The following is a 21,269-nucleotide window of genomic DNA, read 5'->3' as shown; positions in this document are numbered from 1 at the left end:
GCCCGGTCGGCAACTCGTTCCCCGATCCTGCCCCTGACGTTGGACTATGAGCGCGCCTACTGTCCGACAAACCGATGCAAGTGTCGCGACACACCGAACGACACGCTTGTCGACAACTTTGTTTGGAAAAATTTCGCGGATTCTCGTAACAGCTAGCCGCCCACGGTGGATGATCCTTGTGACCGTGACACGGCAGACCCCCGACCCGTCGTGTCACGGTCTTCTACTTTCTCCAGCACCATTGCGGCTACCGTCGGTGTCATGCCCGATGTGTTCGACTTCGTGCTCACCGAGAATCCGTTGTCGACCGCGCCGGTCGATGTATTCGAGGCCGACCGCCGCGCCCGCGACACCGGCTTTGCAACCCCCGTCGATGCGGCGGTGGCAGGCGGATTCGGCAGCGACCGGCTGGGCTACGCGTTTCTGGCCGGCTACCAGGCCGCGCTGCGGGCGTTGCTGCCGGATATCCCGAATGTTCGGACTGCGCTGTGCGGTACCGAGGCCGGGGGTGGCCACCCGGCGGCGATCCACACCACGCTGACCCCCGGCAGGGACGGCTTCACCCTCGACGGCACCAAGTCGTTCGTCACCTTGGGCTCAGCCGCGGAGCTCCTGGTGGTGCTGGCCGGCGACGAACGCGCCCCCAGCGGACGGAAAGCGTTGCGCGCCGCGCTGGTGCCGGCCGGGTTGCCCGGGGTCTCCTTCACCGCGCAACCGGTGCTGCCGTTCACTCCGGAGATCCCGCACGCGACGCTCCGCCTGACCGCCGTGCCGTTGCCCGCCCACGCGGTGCTTCCCGGGGACGGCTACCTGCGGTACCTCAAGCCGTTCCGGACGATCGAGGACCTCCATATCCAGGCCGCCGTGCTGGGTTGGTTGATCGGGGTTGCCCGCCGCTCGAGCTGGCCGGCACCGTGGCTCGAGCAGGCGCTTTCGCTTCTGGCGGGAGTGCGGGAATCGACCCGGGCCGACCCGTCGGCCCCGAGCACACACCTCGCCGTGGCCGGGTTGCAGACCGGACAGCAGCGGCTCCTCGGCGACGCCGAACACTTCTGGGACCGCACCGAGCCGGACACCCGCGAACGCTGGCGCAGAGACCGGCCGCTGCTCGACGTCGCCGGCACGGTACGGACGGCCAGAACGGCCGCTGCATGGCGGCGGCTGACCACCGACCATTCGCCGGAAAACAGAACGCCCGCCGAACCGGACCGAGTCCGGCCGACGGGCGAAACCGCGCGGTGATCTGCCGGGGTCAGCGGAACAGTCGGATGAGGATCAGCAGGACCAGAGCGGCTCCGGCGCCGATCAGGCCCATCTTGATCCGCGGCTCGTTCACCTTGGCGACCAGAGTCTGCTTGGTGTCCTCGGCGATCCGTCGGGGATTCGCGCGCACGCTCAGCTCGTCGAGCGTGTTCGCGAGCTGATTGCGCGCCATTTCGATCTCACGCTCGATGCTCTCGGTATCCCTTGCCATGTGACCTCCAGGTATTGCGTCGATCTCACCGGCAGGCTGCTGGGTTCGAGCTCCTGCACGCCCCAACGGTAGTGCAGTTCGCGCCGGTGGTGAGTGATACGACCGGGCAAGGCGCGAGTCGGCTAACGTCGCGGGCATGACCGACAACCACCGCCTCGAGGTCGGTGCTCCGGCCCCGGCCTTCACCCTGCCCGACGCCGACGGCAACGAGGTGTCGCTGGCGGACTACCGGGGCCGCAAGGTGATCGTGTACTTCTATCCCGCAGCCAGCACCCCCGGCTGCACCAAACAGGCGTGCGACTTCCGAGACAACCTCGCCGAGCTGGACGGCGCGGGCATCGACGTGGTCGGTATCTCGCCGGACAAGCCGGCCAAACTGGCCAAGTTCCGCGACGCCGAGGGACTCACCTTCCCCCTGCTGTCCGATCCGGACCGCGCCGTCCTCACCGCATACGGCGCTTATGGGGAGAAGACCATGTACGGCAAGACGGTGCATGGGGTGATCCGATCGACCTTCCTGATCGACGAACAGGGTCGGATTGCGCTGGCTCAATACAACGTTCGGGCCACCGGGCACGTCGCCAAGCTGCGCCGCGACCTGTCGGTCTGACCTCGAGCCGACCGAGCACTAGCCGAACGGGCTCTGCGCCGGCGCGGGCACGATCGGCAACGGAATGGCGGGCACCGGGATGCCACGCGGCGCCATCCCGGTAGCCGGCGGCGGGGTCGCCATCAGCTCGGATTGGGGCGGATCCGACGGTTCGGACAGCGTCGGCACGACCGGTGGACACGAGTCGGCGATCGGGGCCGGTGCCATCGGCACGCCGGTCGACGTCGTCGGCACCGTCGTCGACGACGCCGGCCTGTCGGAGGACTGCAGCGACCGGGTGATCGGAGCTGTACCGGTGGGACACGTCCAGGTCATCGGTTCGGTCCGGATATCCTCCCGCGCGGCGGCGCCACTCCCCGGAGCGCCACTCGGCGCGGAGCGCACACCCTGTCCGGCACCGGCACCGGCACCGGCGAACGGGTAGCCGACCGCCTCCCCCGGAGCCGGACCGAGCAGTACGATCTGATCGGACAGCCACGGGGGCGGCGGATTCCACGGCAACTCGGTCATACCGGGCGCGGCAGTACCTCCGACGTCGCCACCGCTCGCCGCCTCGGTCGGATCGACCAAGGAGCTGCGTTTCGCCGCATCGGCATCGTTCGAGCGGGCGGTGCTGCGGCCGGTTCCGGATGCGCCGACGCCGACACCGCCGGCGCCCGAGGAGGTTGGCAGCGCGGCGGTCGATTCCGCTCCGGAATCGTGATCCGATCGTGCGTCGAAAACCGCCAGGCCCAGCCCGGACACGACCGCGATCCCGGCCACGAGCGCGGCCAGCGCCGTGCGGCCCGACCGCCGAGATCCGGCCACCGGGGGCGCGGGACTCGACTCCGCGGGAGCAATCGGGACCGGCGCGGGCACCGGGGCCGGATCATCGATGATCTGCCCGGCCAGCAGACCCGCACCGACCGCGGTGCTCAGCGCGGCATTTGCGCCGGTAACCACCGGTGCGTCGAACCAGACCCGCAGCACCTGCTCGACACCCGGCTCGTCCACCGCGGAGCCGATCAGCACCACCGACTCCGGTTCGACACCGGCGGCGTCGAGCAACGACCAGGCGTTGCGGATTCCCTGTCCGATCGCGACCGGCGCCTCCCCCTCCGATTCGACCGAGTCCGAGCCGAGCACCTGCCCACGGCTCGGGTCGACGACGGTGAACGTATGCCGACCCGGCACCACGTCGTAGACCAGCAGGGTGCGGTAGCGGTCCAGTCCCGGCACGGCACCCACGGCGGCCAGGTGCGCCGCCGACACCGGCACCGACGTCGCGCCGCTCCACCGACCGGTGGCCAGTCGCTCCTCGATCGCCTGACGCTCCGGTTCGTCGCGATACACGACGGCCACCGCATCGATCGTGCCCACCGACGGATCACCGGCGATGTCGGTCTGCAGACCGGTGAGCGCCGCCTCGACCGCTGCCGCGAATCCCGGCGGATCGTCCGTAGCCGGCGCTTCTTCCCGGTGCCGTATTACTCGCCCCGGCGGACCCCCACCCGATCCACCGAGCAACACGGCTCGCACCGCGCCCCGCTCGGTGGACACTCCAACCGTAGCCATACCCCTAGGTCTCCTCCCGACGTAACAGTATGACCACAGGCCGGGTTATGAGAACAACTCCGATTTTCCGTTCGGAATACGTGGTGCAATACCAGCTCTACGTTTGCAATTGGACGTGATACGCGCCATAGCCGACGCGCGGCTGGTCGACTGGACGCGCGCCGACCGACGTCGAGCCCGTTCCACCTTGACCGCGGGGGCAACCCACTAGCCTGAGGAGGTGGAACCGTCCGCGCCCCTGCGCCCCCGGGAGGGCACGCCGCGTCGTCGGCACGATCCCGCGCTGGAACTCCAGGACGACCCGCAGGAGCTGATGCCGCGGCGCCGCCCGACCCAGGAGCGCAGCAAGCGGAAGTTCGACGCACTGCTCGCCGCCTCCCGCGAGCTGCTCGTCGAGGTCGGCTTCGAGTCGTTCACCTGTGAGGTAGTAGCGGCACGGGCCGAGGTGCCGATCGGCACGCTGTATCACTTCTTCGCGAACAAGTACGTCATCGTTTGCGAGCTGAACCGGCAAGACCTGGTCGAGGTGTCCCGCGAGCTCGGCGACTTCCACGGCGAGGTGCCGTCGATGGACTGGTTGCGGCACATGAACCGGTTCGTCGACCACATGGCCACGCTGTGGCTGCGGGATCGCTCTCGACGGGAAGTCTGGCTCGCGATGCAATCCACCCCGTCCACCCGGGCCACCGGAGCGATTCACGAGCGAGAGTTCGCCGATGTCGTGGAGACGATGCTGCGACCGCTCATCCCGCGGCTGAATCGCGCCCGCCGAGACACCATGGCGCAGGTCCTGGTGCACGTCGTCTACTCGATGCTGAACTTCTCGGTCCAGGACGAACAGACCCAGGCGGACGCGGTCGCCGAGCTGAAACGTCTGATCCTGGCTTATCTGACCGCTGTCGAGAAGGAGTCGCGGCGGTGACCGGTCCGCCGCGACCCGCACCCGACTAGCCTTCCCCCGGGTCCTCCAGCACCACCACGGCGGCCGCGGTGTCCCCGTCGTGGGTCAACGACAGGTGCACCGTGGCCCGGGGAAGGAATTCGGCCGCCACCCCGTGCAGCTTGATCCGCGGCCGTCCCCAGGCATCGTTGACCACCTCGATCAGCTGATACGGATCGTCGCCCACCTGGGGACGCCGGGCGTAGCGAGAGGACGCCCAGGCCTTGAGCACGGCCTCCTTCGCCGCCCAGCGCGCCGCATAGCTGCGGATCCGATCGGCGGCCTTGCCTTCGCAGTAGCGCCGTTCGCCAGAGGTGAACGCTTCGGCCAGCATGGTGGTTCCCGACCGCTCGACCTGTTCGGCGAAATCCGAGACGGTCACCAGGTCGAGCCCGATCCCCAGAACCGTCATCGGCGCTGCGCCTGCTCGGTGTGGTCGGCGGCACCGACGTCGGTGCGGTACGCACCATCGGCACCCAGCCGCGCGTGCGGCGTGAGCAGAACCTGCGCCTCCAGCTCGTGTGCGGCCGCGCCGTCCGATCCCAACCGACGATCGGCCGGTCGTTCGTAGAGCGCCGGCCCACCGCACATCGCCGCGGCGAGCCGCTGCCGGCCGGCAGCCACCCGCTCGGCCGCCCGCCGGCGGTACCCCTCCCGATCCGCCGCCGGGAGCGAGGCGACAAAGGCCTCCGGGTGGGATACCGCGATCAGGCCGGATACGTGGCCGAAGCCGAGCGACGTCAGCAGGCCCGCCTTCGGCAGCCCGGCGTCGGACGCCGAATCGGCGCCGAACCGCAGCGGCTGCCGCGGCCACACCAACCGGGGGAACTCGGCCATCGCATCGTCGACACAGTCCAGGCTACGGTTCGGCGGCACCACCCCGGTCGCCAGCACCTGGCACAGGCCGATCAGTTGGAACGCCGCGGCGCCACCCTTGGCGTGCCCGGTCAGCGTCTTCTGCGAGACCACGAACAGCGGCGCACCCGGGGTTCGGCCCAACGCGTCGGCGAGCCGCTCGTGCAGCTCGGCCTCGTTCGGGTCGTTCGCCGCCGTGGAGGTGTCGTGCTTGGAGATCACTGCGATGTCGTCCGGGGTCAGTCCCAGACGGCCCAACTCGTGCACCAACCTCGACTCGGTGCCGCCACGGCCCACCCCGAGTGCCCCGATGCCGGGCGCGGGAATGGACGTGTGCACCCCGTCGGCAAACGACTGCGCCCAGGCCACCACGCCGAGCACCGGCAACCCCATCGCCGCAGCGACGTCGCCACGAGCCAGCAACACCGTGCCGCCGCCGTGTGACTCCACGAAACCACCCCGACGCCGATCGTTGGCACGGGAGAACCGACGCCCGTCGATCCCCTTGGCCGCCATCGCCGCCGAGTCCGCGGTCGCCGACATGTCGCCGAAGCCGGTGATGCCTTCCACGCTCAAATCGTCGAACCCGCCGGCCACGACCACTTCGGCTTTGCCGAGCCGGATCTTGTCCACCCCTTCCTCGACCGAGACCGCGGCCGTGGCGCACGCCGCAACCGGGTGCACCATGGCGCCGTAGCCGCCGATGTAGGACTGCATGACGTGCGCGGCAATCACATTGGGCAGCGCCTCCTGCAGGATGTCGTTCGGCCGGGGATCGCCCAACAACGCGTCGATGTAGAGCGAGCGCAGCGACGACATTCCGCCCATTCCGGTGCCCTGGGTGTTCGCCACCAGGCTCGGATGCACCCAGGACATCAGCTCCGCCGGCGAGAAGCCGGCCGACACGAACGCATCCACGGTGGTCACCATGTTCCACAAGGCGACCCGGTCGATCGACGACGCCATGTCCGCCGAGATACCCCAACGGGTCGGGTCGAACCCGGTGGGAATCTGCCCACCGACCGTCCGCGACATCGCCAGCCGACGCGGCACCCGGATCTCGGTGCCGGCCTTCCGAGTTACCCGCCAGTCGGCCGAATCCGGTTCCGGCGCGATCACCGTGTGTTCCGGGTCGGCCGCGGCGAATGCTCGCGCCTCGGCCGCACCGGTCACCACGAACGACAGATCCCGATCCAGGAAGACCGAGGTGAGCAGCGGCGCGGTGTTGTCGCGCATCCCCCCTTCGTCGCTGTAACGACGAATCCCGCAACGGGCCACGACGATGTCGTGGTACTTCTCGGCAATGTCGGCCTCCGGCACCAGCTCTCCGGTGTCCGCGTCGTACCACCCGGGGGTCGGGTCGTTCTCCCAGGTGACCAGCCCGGTGGTCCACGCCAGCTCCAGCACGCCTGCTGCCGAGAGCCGCTCGTCGACCTCCATCTCGAACCGGGTGCGCGACGAGCCGTACGGTCCGAGCTCGGCAGCACCGACGATCACGACCAGGTCCTCCGGGCGGGCGTCCACCGGTCCCCACTGCGGGGTGGTCGCCGCGGGGAGCAACGTCGGCGGTGCCGGCAATGCCGCGACCGACATATCTTCGGCCGCAGAGCTGTCCGTCGGGTTCCCCGGGTCGGCGCCGGCCTGGGCCTGTTCGGCCAACGCGGGCAAGTCCAGCTTCGCCTCGGCCAAGCCGCCGGTCAGATCGAGCTGCTGCGGCGTGTCCCGTGCTGCCGCCCGCGCCTGCGGGCGGCAGCCGGCAAGCAGTTGGTCGGCCATCTCCGCGGTGGACCAGGTACGCACGCCGGCCGCCTCGACCGCATCGACCATCGGATCGTTGTGGCCCATCAGACCGGTTCCCCGTACCCAGCCGATCAGCGCGTGGGTCAACGTGACCCGATCGGCCCACGAGGACGCGCCGGTCGCGGTTCGCTCCGACGTCCACTTCGCGACGATCGCGTCCAGCGCCGCCTTGGCCTCGCCGTATGCGCCGTCCCCGCCGAACATTCCGCGGTTGGGCGAACCGGGCAGCACCACATGCAATTTCGCGTCCACCTGGCGATCGGCGCCGATCGCGGCCAGGCCGCCGATCAACCGCTGTACCGACCAGAGCAGTACCCGCATCTGCAACTCGGTCCGCGGTCCGGCGTCACCGAGCGCACCCCCCACCGCCGGCGCCGCGAACGGAAAGAGCAGCGTCGGAGTCATCCCGGCCCGGACCAACTTGGCACTGCCGCCCGCATTCTCGGTCTGGTCGGTACCGATCCACTCGACCAGCGCATCCACGTCGGCGTACGCGGCGAGGTTGGCCGGGACCACCCACAGGGCCGCACCCGGCCGGGCGTGCCCGCGGTAGAGCTCCCGGTAGAAGTCCAGTCGCTCCGCATCGAGCCGGGATGTGGTGGCGAACACGGTCGCTCCACCGGACAGCAGGCGACCGACGACGGCCGCAGCGATCGAACCGACGCTGGCACCGGTCACCACCGCAACCTCGTCGGCCCACCGGCCCTCGTCCTCCGGATGGGCGGCAATATCGGCGATCTGGCCGTATGCCGCGGCCAGCACCGAGCGCTCGGCCCGCCGGGCACGATCGCGCCACCATAGTGCCTGCGTCGCGAGGGCGGTTCCGGCACCGGCGAATCCGGCCAACGAGACGAGCGAGAACGGGGCGAACTCCGAACCGCCCGCCTCGCCCGCCGCCAGCCACAGCCGGGCCAGATCCTCCCGCGCACTGGCCCAACGATCGTCGAACAACACCGCACGCCGCTCGTCGAAAGCCGGCGCGACCAGCCGTGGCCAGTCGGCGCCGAGCTCGGCGGAAACCAGATCAACCAGCGTGTCGTCGGCCGCGGCCGACACCGACACCGGCTCGTCCAAACCCAGCTGCTCCAGCACCAGCCGGGCAGCCGACGCCAACACCCCGGTCCGGCCGGTGATCTGCTCGGCGAACTCGCCGAGCGCAGCGGCATCGACCGTCGCTCCGCCACCGCCGCCGGCCGACGGAAGAGCCACCGCGATCCCGCGCCGGGCCGCCACCGCGGCGACCGCGGCATCGATCGCCGCGTCCACCCCGGCGGCATCCAGCGGGCCGGTGACCAACCCACCCAGATCACCGCCGCGCACGCTGGCACCGTCCCGGGTACCGAGCGCCACCTCGGCCATGACGTGATGCGCCCAGCCGTCACCGAGCTGCCACACCGAACGGACTCGATCGCCGATCGCTGCCGGGCGCTTCCCGGACGGCCCGAACACTTTGCGCACGTGGTCGTTCAGCGCATCGGTGAGCACCGACCCGAACGGCTTGTAGGTGCGGGCAAGCTTGTGCACGGTCGCCGAGAGCGCCCCCATGTCCGCATCCGCGGCACCGTCGATCGCGCCGAGTGACAGCTCGGAACCGAGGTCGACCAACAACTGGTTGCGCCGCGACGACACCCCGTCGCACAGCCCTTCGATCGTGTCCACCGGACCGATCTGATCCAGCCGCAGCTTGGTCCACAGCGCGATCAGCACCCGGGTCGCGTCGGCAGCATCGAACACCATGTCGTCCGGACGCGGCCCGGCCACCGCCGGCGCCGACGGTGTCGGAGACGTCGGCTCGGCGGGCGTGGCGGGCGTGGCGGGATCGACCGCGACGTCCTCGGCTACCGGTTCGGGATCGACGTCGGTGGCGAAGACGATCGCCGTCTCCCGCTCCACGTTGAGCACCTCGACCGGACCACCCGCTCGGCCGGGCAGCTTCAACGTCTGGCCGGCCAGGTTCGCCACGGTGGGCGTGGCGGCCAAACCGACCTCGACGAAGCGCTCGACCCCCAAACCACCGGCGACCGGATCGGTGAACGCCAGGTCCTGGGTCTCGATCCAGCGCACCGGGCTGGCGAATTGCCATGCCAGCAGCTCGATCAGCACCACCCGGCACAGCTGCACCGGCCGCGCCGCCCAATCGGCGAAATCGGCCAGCACCGCGGCCAGCGGATCCGACGGCACCAGCGCGGCGATCTCGGCGACGAACTCGCGCTCCAGGGAGAACGGCCGCGGCACCAGGTTCGGGATGTATCGGCCGACCAGCAGCGTCGGGTCGATTTCGGTCGGGAGCAGGTCTTCCAGCCGCCTCCGGAACTCCGGCACCCCGGCTCGGAGCACGCTGGAATGGAACGGAACATCGATGCCAGGTACCAGGATGAACGCCGGCTTGCCGCCGAATTCCGCACGCCGCCGCTCGATCTCGGCCTGCAGTTGGTCCAGGCCGGCGACCGTGCCGGCGATCGCATACTGCGAGCCACGCAAGTTCAGGTTGACCACCTGAAGGAACTCCCCGGCCTGCGTTCCGACGCCGGCGACGAAGTCGACCACCTCGTCGTCCGGCAGGCCGAACTGCGACGGCCGGATCGCGGCCAGCCGGTAATCGGACCGACCGTGCGCATCGCGGGGCACCAGCTGATGCATCGCCGAGCCGCGCTGAAACACCACCTCCAGCACCGCTTCCAGCGGCAACACCCGCGCGACCGCGGCAAGCGCGTTGTACTCCCCGACCGAATGCCCGGCCAGCAGTGCGTCTTCGACGAAGACACCGGCCTCGCGCAGCTCGGCGACCTGGGCGACGCCGAGCGTGGCCATCGCAACCTGGGTGAACTGGGTGAGGTGCAGCACCCCGTCCGGGTGCCGGTACTCGACGCCACGAGCGGTCAGCGAGGTCGGATTGTCCCGGACCACCGCCAGAATCGAGAAGCCGAGTGCAGCACGCGTATGCCGATCGGCCCGGTCCCACACCTGCTTGGCCGCTGCGGACCGGGCCCTGGCGTCGAGGCCCATGCCGACGCGCTGGATGCCCTGGCCGGGGAAGGCGTACATCGTCTTGGGTGGGGCGGTCCGGCCGGTCGCCACCATCACCAGGTCCTCGCCGACCCGGCAGGCGACCTCGACGATCTCGGCGCCGTGGTCCATCCCGATCCGGTCCACCCGCACGTCGATCCGCGCACCGGGACGCACCATCCCGAGGAACCGGGCGGTCCAGGCGGTGATCCGCCGGGGCGCCGGAGCGCCGGGGGTCATGGTGTCCAGCGCCGACACGACATGTTGCGCAGCAGCCGACAACCACATGCCGTGCACGATCACCTCGCCGCCGAGTCCGGCGAGCGCCGCAGCAGCGGTACTGGTGTGGATCGGGTTGTGGTCGCCGGATACCTCGGCGAACGCGCTCATGTCCCCCGGCGCGACGATTGTCGCGTCCCGCCGCCGCCGCCGGGTGGTCTCGGTGAATTCCCCGGACAGGGCACCACCGGCGCGGTCCGGATCGGCCGATACCCCGGCCCCGGATCGACCGCGGATCGCGAACCGCTCGGTGAGCACGGCCAGCCGCGGCGCGACCAGCTCGTCGCGCATGGTGCGGATCTCCACCTGTACCTCGACCACCCGGCCGAGGTCGGTGTCGAGCACGTCGCCGGCGGTTGCCCGGACCACCAGAATGCTGGTTTCCGCGGGCAGCGGCTGCTCCAGCCGAATCCGGTGATCGAGGTGCACCAGGTCGAGCAAACCTTCGATCACCGGTAGACCGTCCACCTCGCAGGCCCCGAGCACCGCGAACACCGCCGGCCAACATGCACCGACCAGCACGTCCGGCACACTGCGGCCGACCGTACTCAGCTCGGCCGGCAGCCCGACGCCGGTGATCCCGGCGTGATCGGCCGACAGGTCCGGTGTCCAGGCCAGGTCGATCCGCGCGGCGCCGTCGACGACAGCGGGCAGATCACCGCCGGCGGCGACGCCGAGCAGGCGGCCCATCGCGGCCGCCGCATCCTCGGTGGTGATCACCGGTGCGCCCCCGTCGCGCACCGCGGCCGGCACGGTGATCGGAATCCGCAACTCCCGGCCGCGTCCCAGCGGCACGGTCAGCTCGGCCCGGTCCGGTCCGTCGGCCGCCAGGATTGCGCCGGTACCGGGATGGACCAGGACGGAGCCGGTCGCGTCGGCGGCCCGCCGCACCCACTCGGCTCGATCGCCGAGGCGGGCGACCGGATTGCGCGTCGACCGGCCGGCCCAGATCACGTCCGGAGCGGCAACGATCACGTCGACGACGCCCTCGGCGAGGTCGGCCCGCCGCCGCGCCGACACCGACTCGGGCGTGGACCCGGCGGCGAGCAACGCCTCGGTGGTGGCACGCTCGAACCGATCGAGCAGCTCACCGACCGGCTCGTCCACCCGGGTGATTCCGGCCACCGATACCGGCCCCGGAATCACGCACACCTGATCGGCGCCGTACCGCGGGTCGTGCGCCTGCCAGAGCGAATCGGAACGCCACCAGCGACGCACGTCGGCGTCGACCACCGGCACGAAATTCACCGGCTTACCCGGCGTCTTGCAGAGGTTGACGAAGAAGGGCACGTCGGCGGGGTGCAGCAGCGCGGTGTCGGCAGCGGGGTACGCCGCCCGCAGCGCGTCGACGGCCGCCGCCGGCTGCTCCAGTGATTGCCCGCCCGGGTAAAGCGTGTCGATCGAGCCCCGGTCGGCGGGGTGGAGTCGAGCCTGGGCCCGGTCCAGCATCGCCGCGAACCGGTCCCGCCAACTGACGTCCAACCAGACCGAACCGGCTCCGGCTGCGTGGCCGTTCGACGCGGCGAGTGCGACGTAGCGCTGCAGCCAGCCGGTGTAGGTCATGGCAGACACGTCACCGAAATAGGGCTTGGCCGTGCTGTCCAGCGCCGCGATGATCTCGTCCCGGCGCGCGGCAACCGCCTCGGCGTCACCGGCGACCTCGTCGAGCAGCCGCCCGGTGCGCGATGCCGCATTGTCGATCTCGTGAATGTCTGCACCGAGTTGGCTACGGCCGGAAGCCATTCCACCTGCGGCGGTGCCGGCCGCGACCCATTCCGAGGTGCCCGGAGTGTCGACCAACAGTTGCTTCACCGCGGGTGCGGTGGTGGCTTCCAAAGCCGCCATCGCGGCGGTGCCGACCAGGACCCCGTCCACCGGCATCGCCGGGTAACCGTGGCCGAGCGCCCACCGCCCGGTCAGGTAGTCGGCCGCGCGCTCCGGCGTGCCGATGCCGCCACCGACACAGATCACCAGATTCGGCCGAGCGCGAAGTTCGGCGTAGCCGCCGAGCAGCAGATCGTCGAGATCTTCCCAGGAGTGGTGCCCGCCGGCCCGGCCGCCCTCGATATGCACGATCACCGGGTAGTCCGGCACCGCGTTCGCGATCCGGATCACCGCACGGATCTGCGCGATCGTGCCCGGCTTGAACGCCACGTGCTCGATCCCGGCCGCACCGAGCTCCTCGATCAGCGCGACCGCCTCGTCCAGCTCCGGGATGCCGGCCGTGACCACGACCCCGTCGATCGGCGCACCCGCTGCACGGGCGCGCTGGACCAGCCGCTTCCCGCCCAACTGCAGCTTCCACAGGTAAGGATCGAGGAACAACGAGTTGAACTGGATCGCCCGGCCGGGCTCGAGCAGCGTCCGCAGCTCGGCGATCCGGTCGGTGAAGATCTGCTCGGTGACCTGTCCGCCGCCGGCCAGTTCGGCCCAGTGCCCGGCATTCGCCGCAGCGGCCACGATCTTGGCGTCCACCGTGGTCGGAGTCATTCCGGCCAGCAGGATCGGCGACCGGCCGGTAAGCCGGGTGAACGCGGTTTCGGTGACCGTCCGGCCGTCCGGCAGCACCACCGCGCGCGGCGCAAAGTCCGACCACGCCGGCTCGATCTCGGGCGCGGCGCCCGGGGTGAGCAGCGCGCGCTGCCCGTCTCGGGTGGCGACCGGCACGATCCCGACGCCCCGCCCGCGCACGGTGGCACGGGTGAGCCGGGTGATCAGGTCGCCGGGCCCCAGATCGAGAATCCAGTGTGCGCCGGTAGCGGTCGCGGCATCGACCGCGGCGACCCAGTCGACCGGCTCGACCAGGATGCGCGTGGCCATCTCCCGGGCGAATTCCACGTCCAGACCGCATTGTTCGGCCCAGCCGGCGACCAGATCGACCGTGTCGGCGAGCGCCGGGTGGTGGAAACCGACGTCGACCGACAGGAATTCGAAGACCGGCGCGAAGACGGCTCCGCCCCGCTTCTTCGCTTCTCGTTCCCGATTCTGCTCCGCGGCGATCCGCTCACACTCGGCAGCCACCCGATCCAGTTGGGCCGGTAGGCCGGTCAGCACCACGCGGCGGCGGGCATTACAGATCCCGATGACGACCGCCTGCGCCGAATCTGCCACCGCGTCCGCGCCGAGGGACAATCCGTCCACAACGGCCTGCAGTTCTGCCGGATCGGCGTTGGACACCGCCAGCATCGGCGTGCGGTCGCCGACCGCGACGAGCCCACGGCGGCGTCCGATCAAGCCGGCCGCGGCGCCGATCAACTGGGCTACCGCCAGCAATTCGACGTCGTCGACCCGGCGGTCGCCGAGCGCCGCAGTAGCCAGCAGACCCTGCGAATGCCCGATCGCAGCGGCCGGCACGTGCACCGCCGGGTCGAGGCCGGCCAGGGTCAACCCGCGCACCGCGGCCAATTGGGTGAGCAGCACGCCCGGCAACGAGACCGCAGCCGAGCGCAGTACCGCGACCGAAGGACCGGGAGCGGCCGCCGGGTCGTCGTCGGCGAAGGCGTCGTCGATCATCCAACCGATCGGATCGAACCCCGCCGGCCGAACCACCAACAGCTGGGCCGACACCGGTTCCAGCCGGGCCGACGCTCCCCGGAGCAGCGCCGCCAGGTGCGACTCCAACGCGTTCTCCCGGGCGAGCTCGATCAACGAGTCCAGCCACGGCGCGCCCTGTCCCCCGAACGCAACCGCGTAGGGAGTACCCGCAGCCAGGCGATCGAGCAATGCCGCCGCGTCGTCGGGACTCGGCCGACCGGTCGCGGCGGACTCGTCGGTGCGGTTGCTCCGGGGGGCGCTCGCGTCGATCGTCACGGGCAGATTCCTCTCGTCGATCGGGCTGGTGGATCAGCGGTGCCGCACGCAGGCGGCAGCGGCTCGTGCCGCTGGGCAGGCTCAACCGTGCCACAAAATCATGAGGCTTTCCTCATGTTCTCCGCTGCGACACTCCGGTCGCCCCGATCTACTCGCCGGTACTTGGTACGTTCGTACCACTATTTCTCCGCAGCGCCGTAGAACTCCCAGCGCATCGGGCCACCGTGCACGTACGACCCACGACAGTTCCGTTATGAATTCGTTACATAACCCGGATCCGGGCATCGGCCGATAGCCGAGCTGGGCCGACGGCCGGGTACCGGCGTATCCTCATAACCCGCGCGCGAGTGGCGAAATTGGCATACGCGCCAGGTTTAGGTCCTGGTGTCTTCGGACGTGGGGGTTCGAGTCCCCCCTCGCGCACCGCGGTTCGGACCCCGGTCGGAACCGGTTCAGCGCGGCCGCGGCCACCCCGGCCGGTACCGTCATAGCCGTGAGCACCTCGATCCGTCTCCGCGCCACCCTGCTGGTGCTGGTGCTGGCAGTAGCCGGGGGCTGCCTGGCACTCGGCTGGTGGCAGTGGTCGCGGTTCGAGGCAGTCGGCGGTACCGCACAGAATCTCGGTTACGCACTGCAATGGCCGCTGTTTGCCGGGTTCGCGGTGTACACCTATCGCCGATTCGTCCAGCTCGAACGCGGTCACCGGCCACGCGCCGCGGACACCGCACCGGAACCGGCCGAGATCCCGGCCGATCTCCTTCCCCCGCGCCCGACCGCACCGAGCAGCCACGGCGATCCGGTTCGCGACGAATACAACCGGTACCTCGCCGAGCTCTACCTTGCCGACCTCGAGCCCGACCGCCGACTCGACGACCTCAGCCGTGACCCGGCCGACAGGAGTACCCCGTGACCGCGCCGTCCGACACCGCCTCGTCCGCGAGCCCCGTGGCCAACCCCACCAAGGTGGCTGCGGCGCTGCGGCGCTATCGCATCCTGGCCTGGGTGACCGGTCTGTGGCTGCTGGTATTGACCACCGAGATGGTGCTGAAGTACGGGTTCGGCGTGCACACGCCGAGCTGGATTCCGGTGGTGCACGGCTGGGTGTACTTCGCCTACCTACTGGTCACGCTGGACCTGGCGGTGAAGGTGCGCTGGCCGGCCCTGCGGACGCTGGGCACGCTGCTCGCCGGGACAGTGCCGTTTCTGTCGTTCTGGGTCGAGCATCAGCGCACCCGCCAGGTCCGGGTCGACTTCGGCGTCTGAACCCGACCCGGACGCGGATCACCGGCTGGTCGGAAAGCCGCGCAGGATCGGGGCGACATCGGCACGTGGCGTACCGGCCGCGTCGAACAAGCCGAAGTCCGGGGTCGGTCCCATATCGCGGACCGACCAGGCCAACGCACCCACGATCCGGCTGTCGCTGGACACCACTGTCCGCACAGCAGTGAACAGCTCCGGCAGATCGATCCCGTCCTGCCGAGAGCCGCCGAACTCGCCGATGATCAGTTGTTTACCCGCCGCCCACTCGGCCGCCAGAAGCGCTCCTGCGTCGCTCGGCGCGGGCACGTAATAGCAGTGCACACTGAGGAAGTCGCTGAGCAGGTCGGTATGGATGAAGCCGCTGCGAAATGCCGCGCTCTCGTGCGCGCTGCGCGAATGCGTAATCGGCTTGCCGGACACCTGCCGCACCAGCTCACCCAGCTCGGCGATCAGGTCGAACCACGGCTCCGGCTGCGAATACGCTTCCGCCCAGGCGGCATGCGCCTGATCGCTCGCCTCGTTGGTGATGTCGATCCCGATCACGTTCGAGTAGCCGGACAACAACTCCGACCAAGCCCGGTAGAGCGACAGCGCCGCCGTCCGGGAGGTCGCCCGGCCCCAATGGCCCAGGTCACCGCCACACGGGAAAACCTTCATGCCGTTGTCGGCGGCATAGTCGAGCAGCTGTCGCCAACGCTGGAGATAAGTGGCCAGATCGATCTGGCCGGAGGTGACCACGTGCGTGTTCCCGAACACCCGCACACAGCTGCCACCGATACCCCGCACCTGGTCGATCATCGGCCGGATCCAATTGTCCCAGTCCCAGACCTGCCACAGCTGCGCCCACGAGCTCGGCGCGCTGAAGTAGTCCGGCGCCGGATTGAGATTCGCCCCCCACAGCCGGGTGTTCGCCGGAATCTGCACAGCTACGGGGGTCAGGCTAAAGGGGCAGCGGCCACCACCGTGGCGACCGCACCGAGCACCTGTACGGAGCCAGGGTAGGTGTCCTCGGCGCTGGTGCCCTGACGGGTGAAGGTCAGCGCCCAACACGGTGATGTGGTGTTGATCGCGAACTCACCGAGCCGGGTGGTAACCGGCACCCGAAGGGTGGGCGGCGCTTCGGCGCTCACCACTTGCCAGGGGGTGCCGGCGTCGGTCCCGTCCACAGCCTGATCGCCTTCGATCCAGGAGAGGCCGCCGGCCCACCGGATGGTTCCACTGTCGGGGCCGGTCTTGGTCCAGACGATGTCGATCGCGACCAGCGACGCCGCCGCGGGTGCGCTGAACTCGGCCCGGTTCGTCACCTCCGCCTTGCCGAAATCCTGTGTCGACCAAGTCAGGTCGTCCTGGACGGTGCCCCACTGGAAGTCCCGCGCCGGAACGAACGTCCGATTGCCGACCACCGCTGCGCCGGCCGGTGCGGGCTGCACGACTGCCGAGACCGGCGCGGCGACGAGCGCCCCGGCCCCGGCCCCGGCCAACGCTCCGCCGATGAACCGGCGCCGCCCGAGCCGCATTCGGCGGACCGGGGCATCCGTGGCGTGCGTGGGCTCATCGGTCATAACGCACCTCTCTTATCCGCCGGGCCCCGATCGAATTTCGCGCACAGATCTACTGTTGCCGGTTGCCGTTTCGAGCTTCGACGACGAAGTCGCAGATCCCATCGCACCATGGTCCATGCGATATCACCGGAAATGATAGCCGACGGGAAACCCGCAACCTACCGCGGATGCCAACAGCCCTCTGGTTGCCGAGAATTCTACCGACCGCTGGACGGCCGGCAGGCCACTCAGCGCTCGACCTAACTCAGCGCTCGGCCAACTCGGCGCTCGACCAACTCAGCGCTCGGCCGGGCGCCCCAGCGCAGCCAACGTCGGGATGAGGTACCGCAGGGCGCGACCGCGATGGGACGCGGCGTCCTTCTCGGCCGGAGCCAGCTCGGCGGCGGTCCGGTCCGCACCGGTCGGCACGAACACCGGGTCGTAGCCGAAGCCTCCTTCGCCGCGTGGTGCCCGCAGGATCCGGCCGGGCCACTCACCGCGGACCACCACCGGTGTGCCGTCGGCGGCCGGATCGACCAGTGCGCAGGTGCTCACGAAACGAGCGCCGCGACGCGCGTCCGGCACGTCGGCCAACTGGGCGAGCAGCAATGCCGTATTGCCCACATCGTCGCCGTGCCGACCCGACCAGCGCGCGGACAACACCCCCGGCATCCCGTTCAATGCATCCACCTCCAGCCCGGAATCGTCAGCGACGCAAGGCAACCCGGTCGCGGCCGCACCGTCACGCGCTTTGCCGATCGCGTTCGCCTCGAAGGTGGCACCGGTCTCCGGCGCCTCCGGATACGCGGGCACATCGTCGAGCCCGACGATCTCGATTCCGTCGATCCCGGCCGCTGCCAGCACCCGGGTCAGTTCCACCAGCTTCTTGGAATTCCGGCTGGCCAGCAGCAGCCGCCGGTCAGCCACCGAACTTCTTCTTGGCCGGTTCGGCCGGCTCGGGCAACGTACCCGGATAGGGCTGCGCCAACGCCGCCTTCTGCACCTCGAACAGCCGCTCGCAGCCCGCAAGCGCCGAGTCGAGCAGCGCGTCCAGGGTGGACCGGGGGAACGTCGCACCTTCCCCGGTGCCCTGCACCTCGACCAAGGTGCCGGTGTCGGTCGCGACGACGTTCAGGTCGACCTCGGCGCGCGAGTCCTCCTCGTAGGGCAGATCGAGCCGCACCCGACCGTCGACCACGCCGACGCTGACCGCCGCGATCGCGCAGGAGATCGGCTGCGGGTCGGCCAGCTTGCCGGCGGCCCGCAGATAGCTGACGGCGTCGACCAGCGCGACGTAGGCGCCGGTGATCGACGCCGTCCGGGTGCCGCCGTCGGCCTGCAGGACGTCGCAGTCGATCGCAATGGTGTTGTCCCCGATCGCGGCCAGATCGATACAGGCCCGCAACGACCGACCGACCAGTCGACTGATCTCCTGGGTACGCCCGCCGACCTTGCCCTTGACCGACTCCCGGCCGCTGCGGGTATGCGTCGCCGCCGGCAACATGGCGTACTCGGCGGTCAGCCACCCGAGGCCGGACTCGCGGCGCCACCCGGGCACTCCGGGGGTCACACTCGCGGTGCACAGCACTCGGGTACCGCCGAACTCGACCAGCACCGAACCCGCCGGATGCGACGTGAATCCCCGGGTCAGCTGGACGTCACGGAGCTCGTCGTCCGCTCTGCCATCGGCTCGTTTCGACACGACTCGACTCTAACGCCAGCGATCACACCTCGATCATGTCCCCCGGCTCGACCGCCCGAACCGGACCGTCGAACGCTGCCCGCGCCTCGGCGAGCACGTCCGCCCGGGCCGTCCACGGCGGGATATGGGTGAGAAGCAGCGTGCCTACTCCGGCTGCCGCCGCGATCTGTCCGGCTTCGGTGCCCGACAGGTGCACGCCGGTCGGCCGGTTCGCCGGGTCGTGCGTCCACGATGCCTCGGCCAGCAGCACGTCCGCGCCCCGAGCCAGGTCGTGCACGGCCGGACCGATGCCGGTGTCGCCGGTATAGGCCAGGACCCGGCCGGTATCCGCGGTGATCCGCAGCCCGTAGGACTCGGGCGGGTGGTGCACCCGCAGCGGGGTGACCGTGTGTGCGCCGAACCGCACCGCGACGCCGTCCTGCCACGTTCGGGCGTCGACCACGTCCGACCAGTCGTCGACCTCGCCGCCGACCTCGGCCGACGCCTGGCCGATCCGCCTCGTGGTGCCCGACGGCCCATACACGACAGCCCGCCCCGACGGGCGACCCGGATGGTAACGGCGCCACACCAACAGCCCGGGCAGGTCGAGGCAGTGATCCGCGTGCAGGTGGCTCAGCAACACCGACACCTCGCCCGGGTCGGCATAGCGCTGTAATGCGCCGAGCGTGCCGGGGCCCATGTCCAGCACCAGGGGCGCATTTCCGGGAAGGTCGAGCAGGTAGCCGGACGCCGGCGAATCCGGGCCGGGCACGCTACCCGAACAGCCGAGCACGGTGAGGCGCATGCGCTCATGCTGCCACGGGGCTCAGCCCGGGCGCGCCACCGTCCCACGACTGGAGAACAGCCAAGCAGCCAGCAACCCGCCGAGCGCACCGAACAGATGTCCCTGCCACGACACGTCCGGCCGGCTGGGCAGCACGCCCCAGAGCATGGCGCCGTAGCAGACGCCCACGACCACCCCGATCAGCAACTGTCCGGCGTTGCGGTTGAAGAGCCCGCGCGCCATCACATAGGTCAGCCAGCCGAAGACGAGCACCGAAGCGCCGATGTGATTGCTGTAGCTGCCGCCGGTCAGCCACGTGCCCAGCCCGCCGAGCAGCCAGATCAAGCCGGTGGCGGCAAAACCGCGGCCGACCCCGTGCGCGAAGGTCAGGAAGCCGAGCAGCAGCGCCGGGACCGTGTTGGCGATCAGGTGGGCCCAATCGTCGTGCAGCAACGGAGCGAACAGGATGCCTTCCAGTCCGTCGGTCGAGCGCGGGTGTACCCCGTTGGTCTCCAGCTGTTCCCCGGATGCGACATCGGCGATCTCGACCAGCCAGAGCAGCGCGACGAAACCGAGCGCGACCAGGGCAGCCGGGCGCCAGGTCCAGCCGCTCCGGCGGGGCGTGACCGGATCGGCGGGCCCACGGGGACGTAATGCCCCGGTCATCGCCGGCCACCGATCATTCGAGCCACCGCCCGTCTCATGCCCACAGCTGGCCGTCCAGCCGTTCCTCGGCTTCTTCGAGGGTACCCGCGTACGCGCCGGTCGACAGATACTTCCAACCGCCGTCGGCGACCACGAAGGCGATGTCCGCGCGCCGGCCCGCACGCTGGGCCCGGGCTGCCACGCCCAACGCGGCGTGCAGGATCGCGCCGGTGGAGATGCCGGCGAAGACACCCTCCTGCTCGACCAATTCCCGGGTGCGGCGCACCGCGTCGTACGGGCCGACCGAGATCCGGGTGGTCAGCACCGAGTCGTCGTAGAGCTCCGGTACGAACCCCTCGTCCAGGTTGCGCAGCCCGTAGACCAGCTCGCCGTAGCGTGGTTCGGCGGCGACGATCTCCACCCCCGGCACCTGTTCGCGCAGGTAGCGACCGACCCCCATCAGCGTGCCGGTGGTGCCGAGACCGGCGACGAAGTGGGTGATCTCGGGCAGATCGGCAAGGATCTCCGGTCCCGTGCCACCGTAATGCGCGGCCGCGTTCGCAGGGTTGCCGTACTGGTACAGCATCACCCGGTCGGGGTGTGCGGCGGCGATCTGCTTGGCCAGGGCGACCGCCTGGTTCGAGCCGCCGGCAGCGGGTGAATCGATGATCTCGGCGCCGTACATGGTGAGCAGCTGGCGGCGTTCGGCAGAGGTGTTCTCCGGCATCACGCAGATCAGCCGATAACCTTTCAGCTTGGCCGCCATGGCCAACGATATTCCGGTGTTTCCGCTGGTCGGCTCCATGATCGTGACGCCTGGCCGGAGGCGACCGTCGGCCTCGGCCTGCTCGATCATCGCGAGCGCCGGCCGATCCTTGATCGAACCGGTCGGGTTGCGATCCTCCAGCTTCGCCCACAACCGGACATGCGGCTCGTCGGTACCGTCGTCGGTCCAGCGCGGCGACAGCCGCTGCAATCCGACCAACGGCGTGTTCCCGAGCGAGTCGATCAGCGAGTCGTAACGGGCCAC

At 70.1% G+C, this 21,269-nt stretch carries 16 protein-coding genes and 1 tRNA gene; 6 read left to right on the top strand and 11 right to left on the bottom strand.

All coding sequences use genetic code 11. From position 1 onward, the window contains the following. Window positions 1–261 precede the first annotated feature (261 nt). On the top strand, window positions 262–1,242 hold the full coding sequence (locus KV203_RS05290) for an acyl-CoA dehydrogenase family protein (RefSeq protein ID WP_083530315.1): 981 nt from the start codon (window positions 262–264) through the stop codon (window positions 1,240–1,242). A 10-nt stretch (window positions 1,243–1,252) separates the two neighbouring features. Here KV203_RS05290 and KV203_RS05285 read toward each other — a convergent pair whose 3' ends face one another. After that, complete coding sequence (locus tag KV203_RS05285) at window positions 1,253–1,474, bottom strand: DUF3618 domain-containing protein (RefSeq protein WP_066474430.1); 222 nt, start codon at window positions 1,472–1,474, stop codon at window positions 1,253–1,255. 136 nt (window positions 1,475–1,610) lie between these two features. Here KV203_RS05285 and bcp point away from each other — a divergent pair, with 136 nt between their 5' ends. Then, complete coding sequence (bcp, locus tag KV203_RS05280) at window positions 1,611–2,084, top strand: thioredoxin-dependent thiol peroxidase (RefSeq protein WP_066474427.1); 474 nt, start codon at window positions 1,611–1,613, stop codon at window positions 2,082–2,084. Window positions 2,085–2,102: 18 nt separating this feature from the next. Here the strand turns inward: bcp and KV203_RS05275 are convergent, their stop codons facing one another. Next, on the bottom strand, window positions 2,103–3,638 hold the full coding sequence (locus tag KV203_RS05275) for a DUF7159 family protein (RefSeq protein ID WP_157079963.1): 1,536 nt from the start codon (window positions 3,636–3,638) through the stop codon (window positions 2,103–2,105). A gap of 313 nt (window positions 3,639–3,951) precedes the next feature. Here KV203_RS05275 and KV203_RS05270 point away from each other — a divergent pair, with 313 nt between their 5' ends. After that, window positions 3,952–4,560 carry a TetR/AcrR family transcriptional regulator gene (locus KV203_RS05270; RefSeq protein ID WP_083530317.1) on the top strand — a complete coding sequence of 203 codons (609 nt, stop codon included), beginning with the start codon at window positions 3,952–3,954 and terminating at the stop codon, window positions 4,558–4,560. Window positions 4,561–4,585: 25 nt separating this feature from the next. Here the strand turns inward: KV203_RS05270 and acpS are convergent, their stop codons facing one another. Continuing rightward, entirely contained in the window at window positions 4,586–4,990 is a 405-nt protein-coding gene (gene acpS / locus KV203_RS05265; RefSeq protein ID WP_066474413.1) for a holo-ACP synthase AcpS, read from the bottom strand. Further along, on the bottom strand, window positions 4,987–14,328 hold the full coding sequence (locus tag KV203_RS05260) for a type I polyketide synthase (RefSeq protein WP_066474410.1): 9,342 nt from the start codon (window positions 14,326–14,328) through the stop codon (window positions 4,987–4,989). Before KV203_RS05260 ends, acpS begins: the two co-directional genes overlap by 4 nt. Before the next feature lie 341 nt (window positions 14,329–14,669). Here KV203_RS05260 and KV203_RS05255 point away from each other — a divergent pair. From KV203_RS05255 to KV203_RS05245, 3 genes are all read left to right on the top strand, one after another. Beyond that, window positions 14,670–14,751: transfer RNA gene (locus KV203_RS05255), tRNA-Leu, on the top strand. A 70-nt stretch (window positions 14,752–14,821) separates the two neighbouring features. Further along, window positions 14,822–15,238, top strand: a complete 417-nt coding sequence (locus KV203_RS05250; protein WP_066474518.1) for a hypothetical protein — start codon at window positions 14,822–14,824, stop codon at window positions 15,236–15,238. After that, window positions 15,235–15,591: a DUF3817 domain-containing protein gene (locus tag KV203_RS05245; RefSeq protein ID WP_066474408.1), complete on the top strand. Its 357-nt coding sequence runs from the start codon at window positions 15,235–15,237 to the stop codon at window positions 15,589–15,591. Before KV203_RS05250 ends, KV203_RS05245 begins: the two co-directional genes overlap by 4 nt. Before the next feature lie 18 nt (window positions 15,592–15,609). On the opposite strand, the gene KV203_RS05240 is transcribed toward KV203_RS05245, so the two are convergent. The 7 genes from KV203_RS05240 to KV203_RS05210 form a co-directional block, all read right to left on the bottom strand. After that, window positions 15,610–16,512 (bottom strand): glycoside hydrolase family 5 protein, encoded by a 903-nt coding sequence (locus KV203_RS05240; protein WP_066474406.1) that lies wholly within the window; start codon window positions 16,510–16,512, stop codon window positions 15,610–15,612. An 11-nt stretch (window positions 16,513–16,523) separates the two neighbouring features. Beyond that, entirely contained in the window at window positions 16,524–17,150 is a 627-nt protein-coding gene (locus KV203_RS05235; RefSeq protein ID WP_066474403.1) for a hypothetical protein, read from the bottom strand. Between the two features lie 276 nt (window positions 17,151–17,426). Continuing rightward, window positions 17,427–18,056: an RdgB/HAM1 family non-canonical purine NTP pyrophosphatase gene (gene rdgB, locus KV203_RS05230; RefSeq protein WP_066474400.1), complete on the bottom strand. Its 630-nt coding sequence runs from the start codon at window positions 18,054–18,056 to the stop codon at window positions 17,427–17,429. Then, on the bottom strand, window positions 18,049–18,831 hold the full coding sequence (gene rph / locus KV203_RS05225; protein ID WP_066474398.1) for a ribonuclease PH: 783 nt from the start codon (window positions 18,829–18,831) through the stop codon (window positions 18,049–18,051). Before rph ends, rdgB begins: the two co-directional genes overlap by 8 nt. A gap of 22 nt (window positions 18,832–18,853) precedes the next feature. After that, entirely contained in the window at window positions 18,854–19,615 is a 762-nt protein-coding gene (locus tag KV203_RS05220) for a cyclic nucleotide-degrading phosphodiesterase (RefSeq protein WP_066474396.1), read from the bottom strand. Window positions 19,616–19,636: 21 nt separating this feature from the next. Beyond that, on the bottom strand, window positions 19,637–20,260 hold the full coding sequence (locus KV203_RS05215; protein WP_066474391.1) for a rhomboid family intramembrane serine protease: 624 nt from the start codon (window positions 20,258–20,260) through the stop codon (window positions 19,637–19,639). Window positions 20,261–20,294: 34 nt separating this feature from the next. Further along, entirely contained in the window at window positions 20,295–21,269 is a 975-nt protein-coding gene (locus KV203_RS05210; protein WP_066474385.1) for a PLP-dependent cysteine synthase family protein, read from the bottom strand.

The organism is Skermania piniformis (assembly GCF_019285775.1).
Classification (GTDB): Bacteria; Actinomycetota; Actinomycetes; order Mycobacteriales; family Mycobacteriaceae; genus Skermania; species Skermania pinensis.
The sequence above is the reverse complement of the archived record's forward strand: the minus strand, read 5'-3'. Positions and strand labels throughout refer to the sequence as shown.

What these genes read in the sequence shown, in the direction of transcription:
- KV203_RS05270 (WP_083530317.1), top strand. Translation starts at nt 3,952, where the DNA reads ATGCCGCGGCGCCGCCCGACCCAGGAGCGCAGCAAGCGGAAGTTCGAC.
- KV203_RS05220 (WP_066474396.1), bottom strand. Translation starts at nt 19,615, where the DNA reads ATGCGCCTCACCGTGCTCGGCTGTTCGGGTAGCGTGCCCGGCCCGGAT.
- KV203_RS05290 (WP_083530315.1), top strand. Translation starts at nt 262, where the DNA reads ATGCCCGATGTGTTCGACTTCGTGCTCACCGAGAATCCGTTGTCGACC.
- KV203_RS05235 (WP_066474403.1), bottom strand. Translation starts at nt 17,150, where the DNA reads ATGACCGATGAGCCCACGCACGCCACGGATGCCCCGGTCCGCCGAATG.
- KV203_RS05215 (WP_066474391.1), bottom strand. Translation starts at nt 20,260, where the DNA reads ATGACCGGGGCATTACGTCCCCGTGGGCCCGCCGATCCGGTCACGCCC.
- acpS (WP_066474413.1), bottom strand. Translation starts at nt 4,990, where the DNA reads ATGACGGTTCTGGGGATCGGGCTCGACCTGGTGACCGTCTCGGATTTC.
- KV203_RS05285 (WP_066474430.1), bottom strand. Translation starts at nt 1,474, where the DNA reads ATGGCAAGGGATACCGAGAGCATCGAGCGTGAGATCGAAATGGCGCGC.
- KV203_RS05275 (WP_157079963.1), bottom strand. Translation starts at nt 3,638, where the DNA reads ATGGCTACGGTTGGAGTGTCCACCGAGCGGGGCGCGGTGCGAGCCGTG.
- bcp (WP_066474427.1), top strand. Translation starts at nt 1,611, where the DNA reads ATGACCGACAACCACCGCCTCGAGGTCGGTGCTCCGGCCCCGGCCTTC.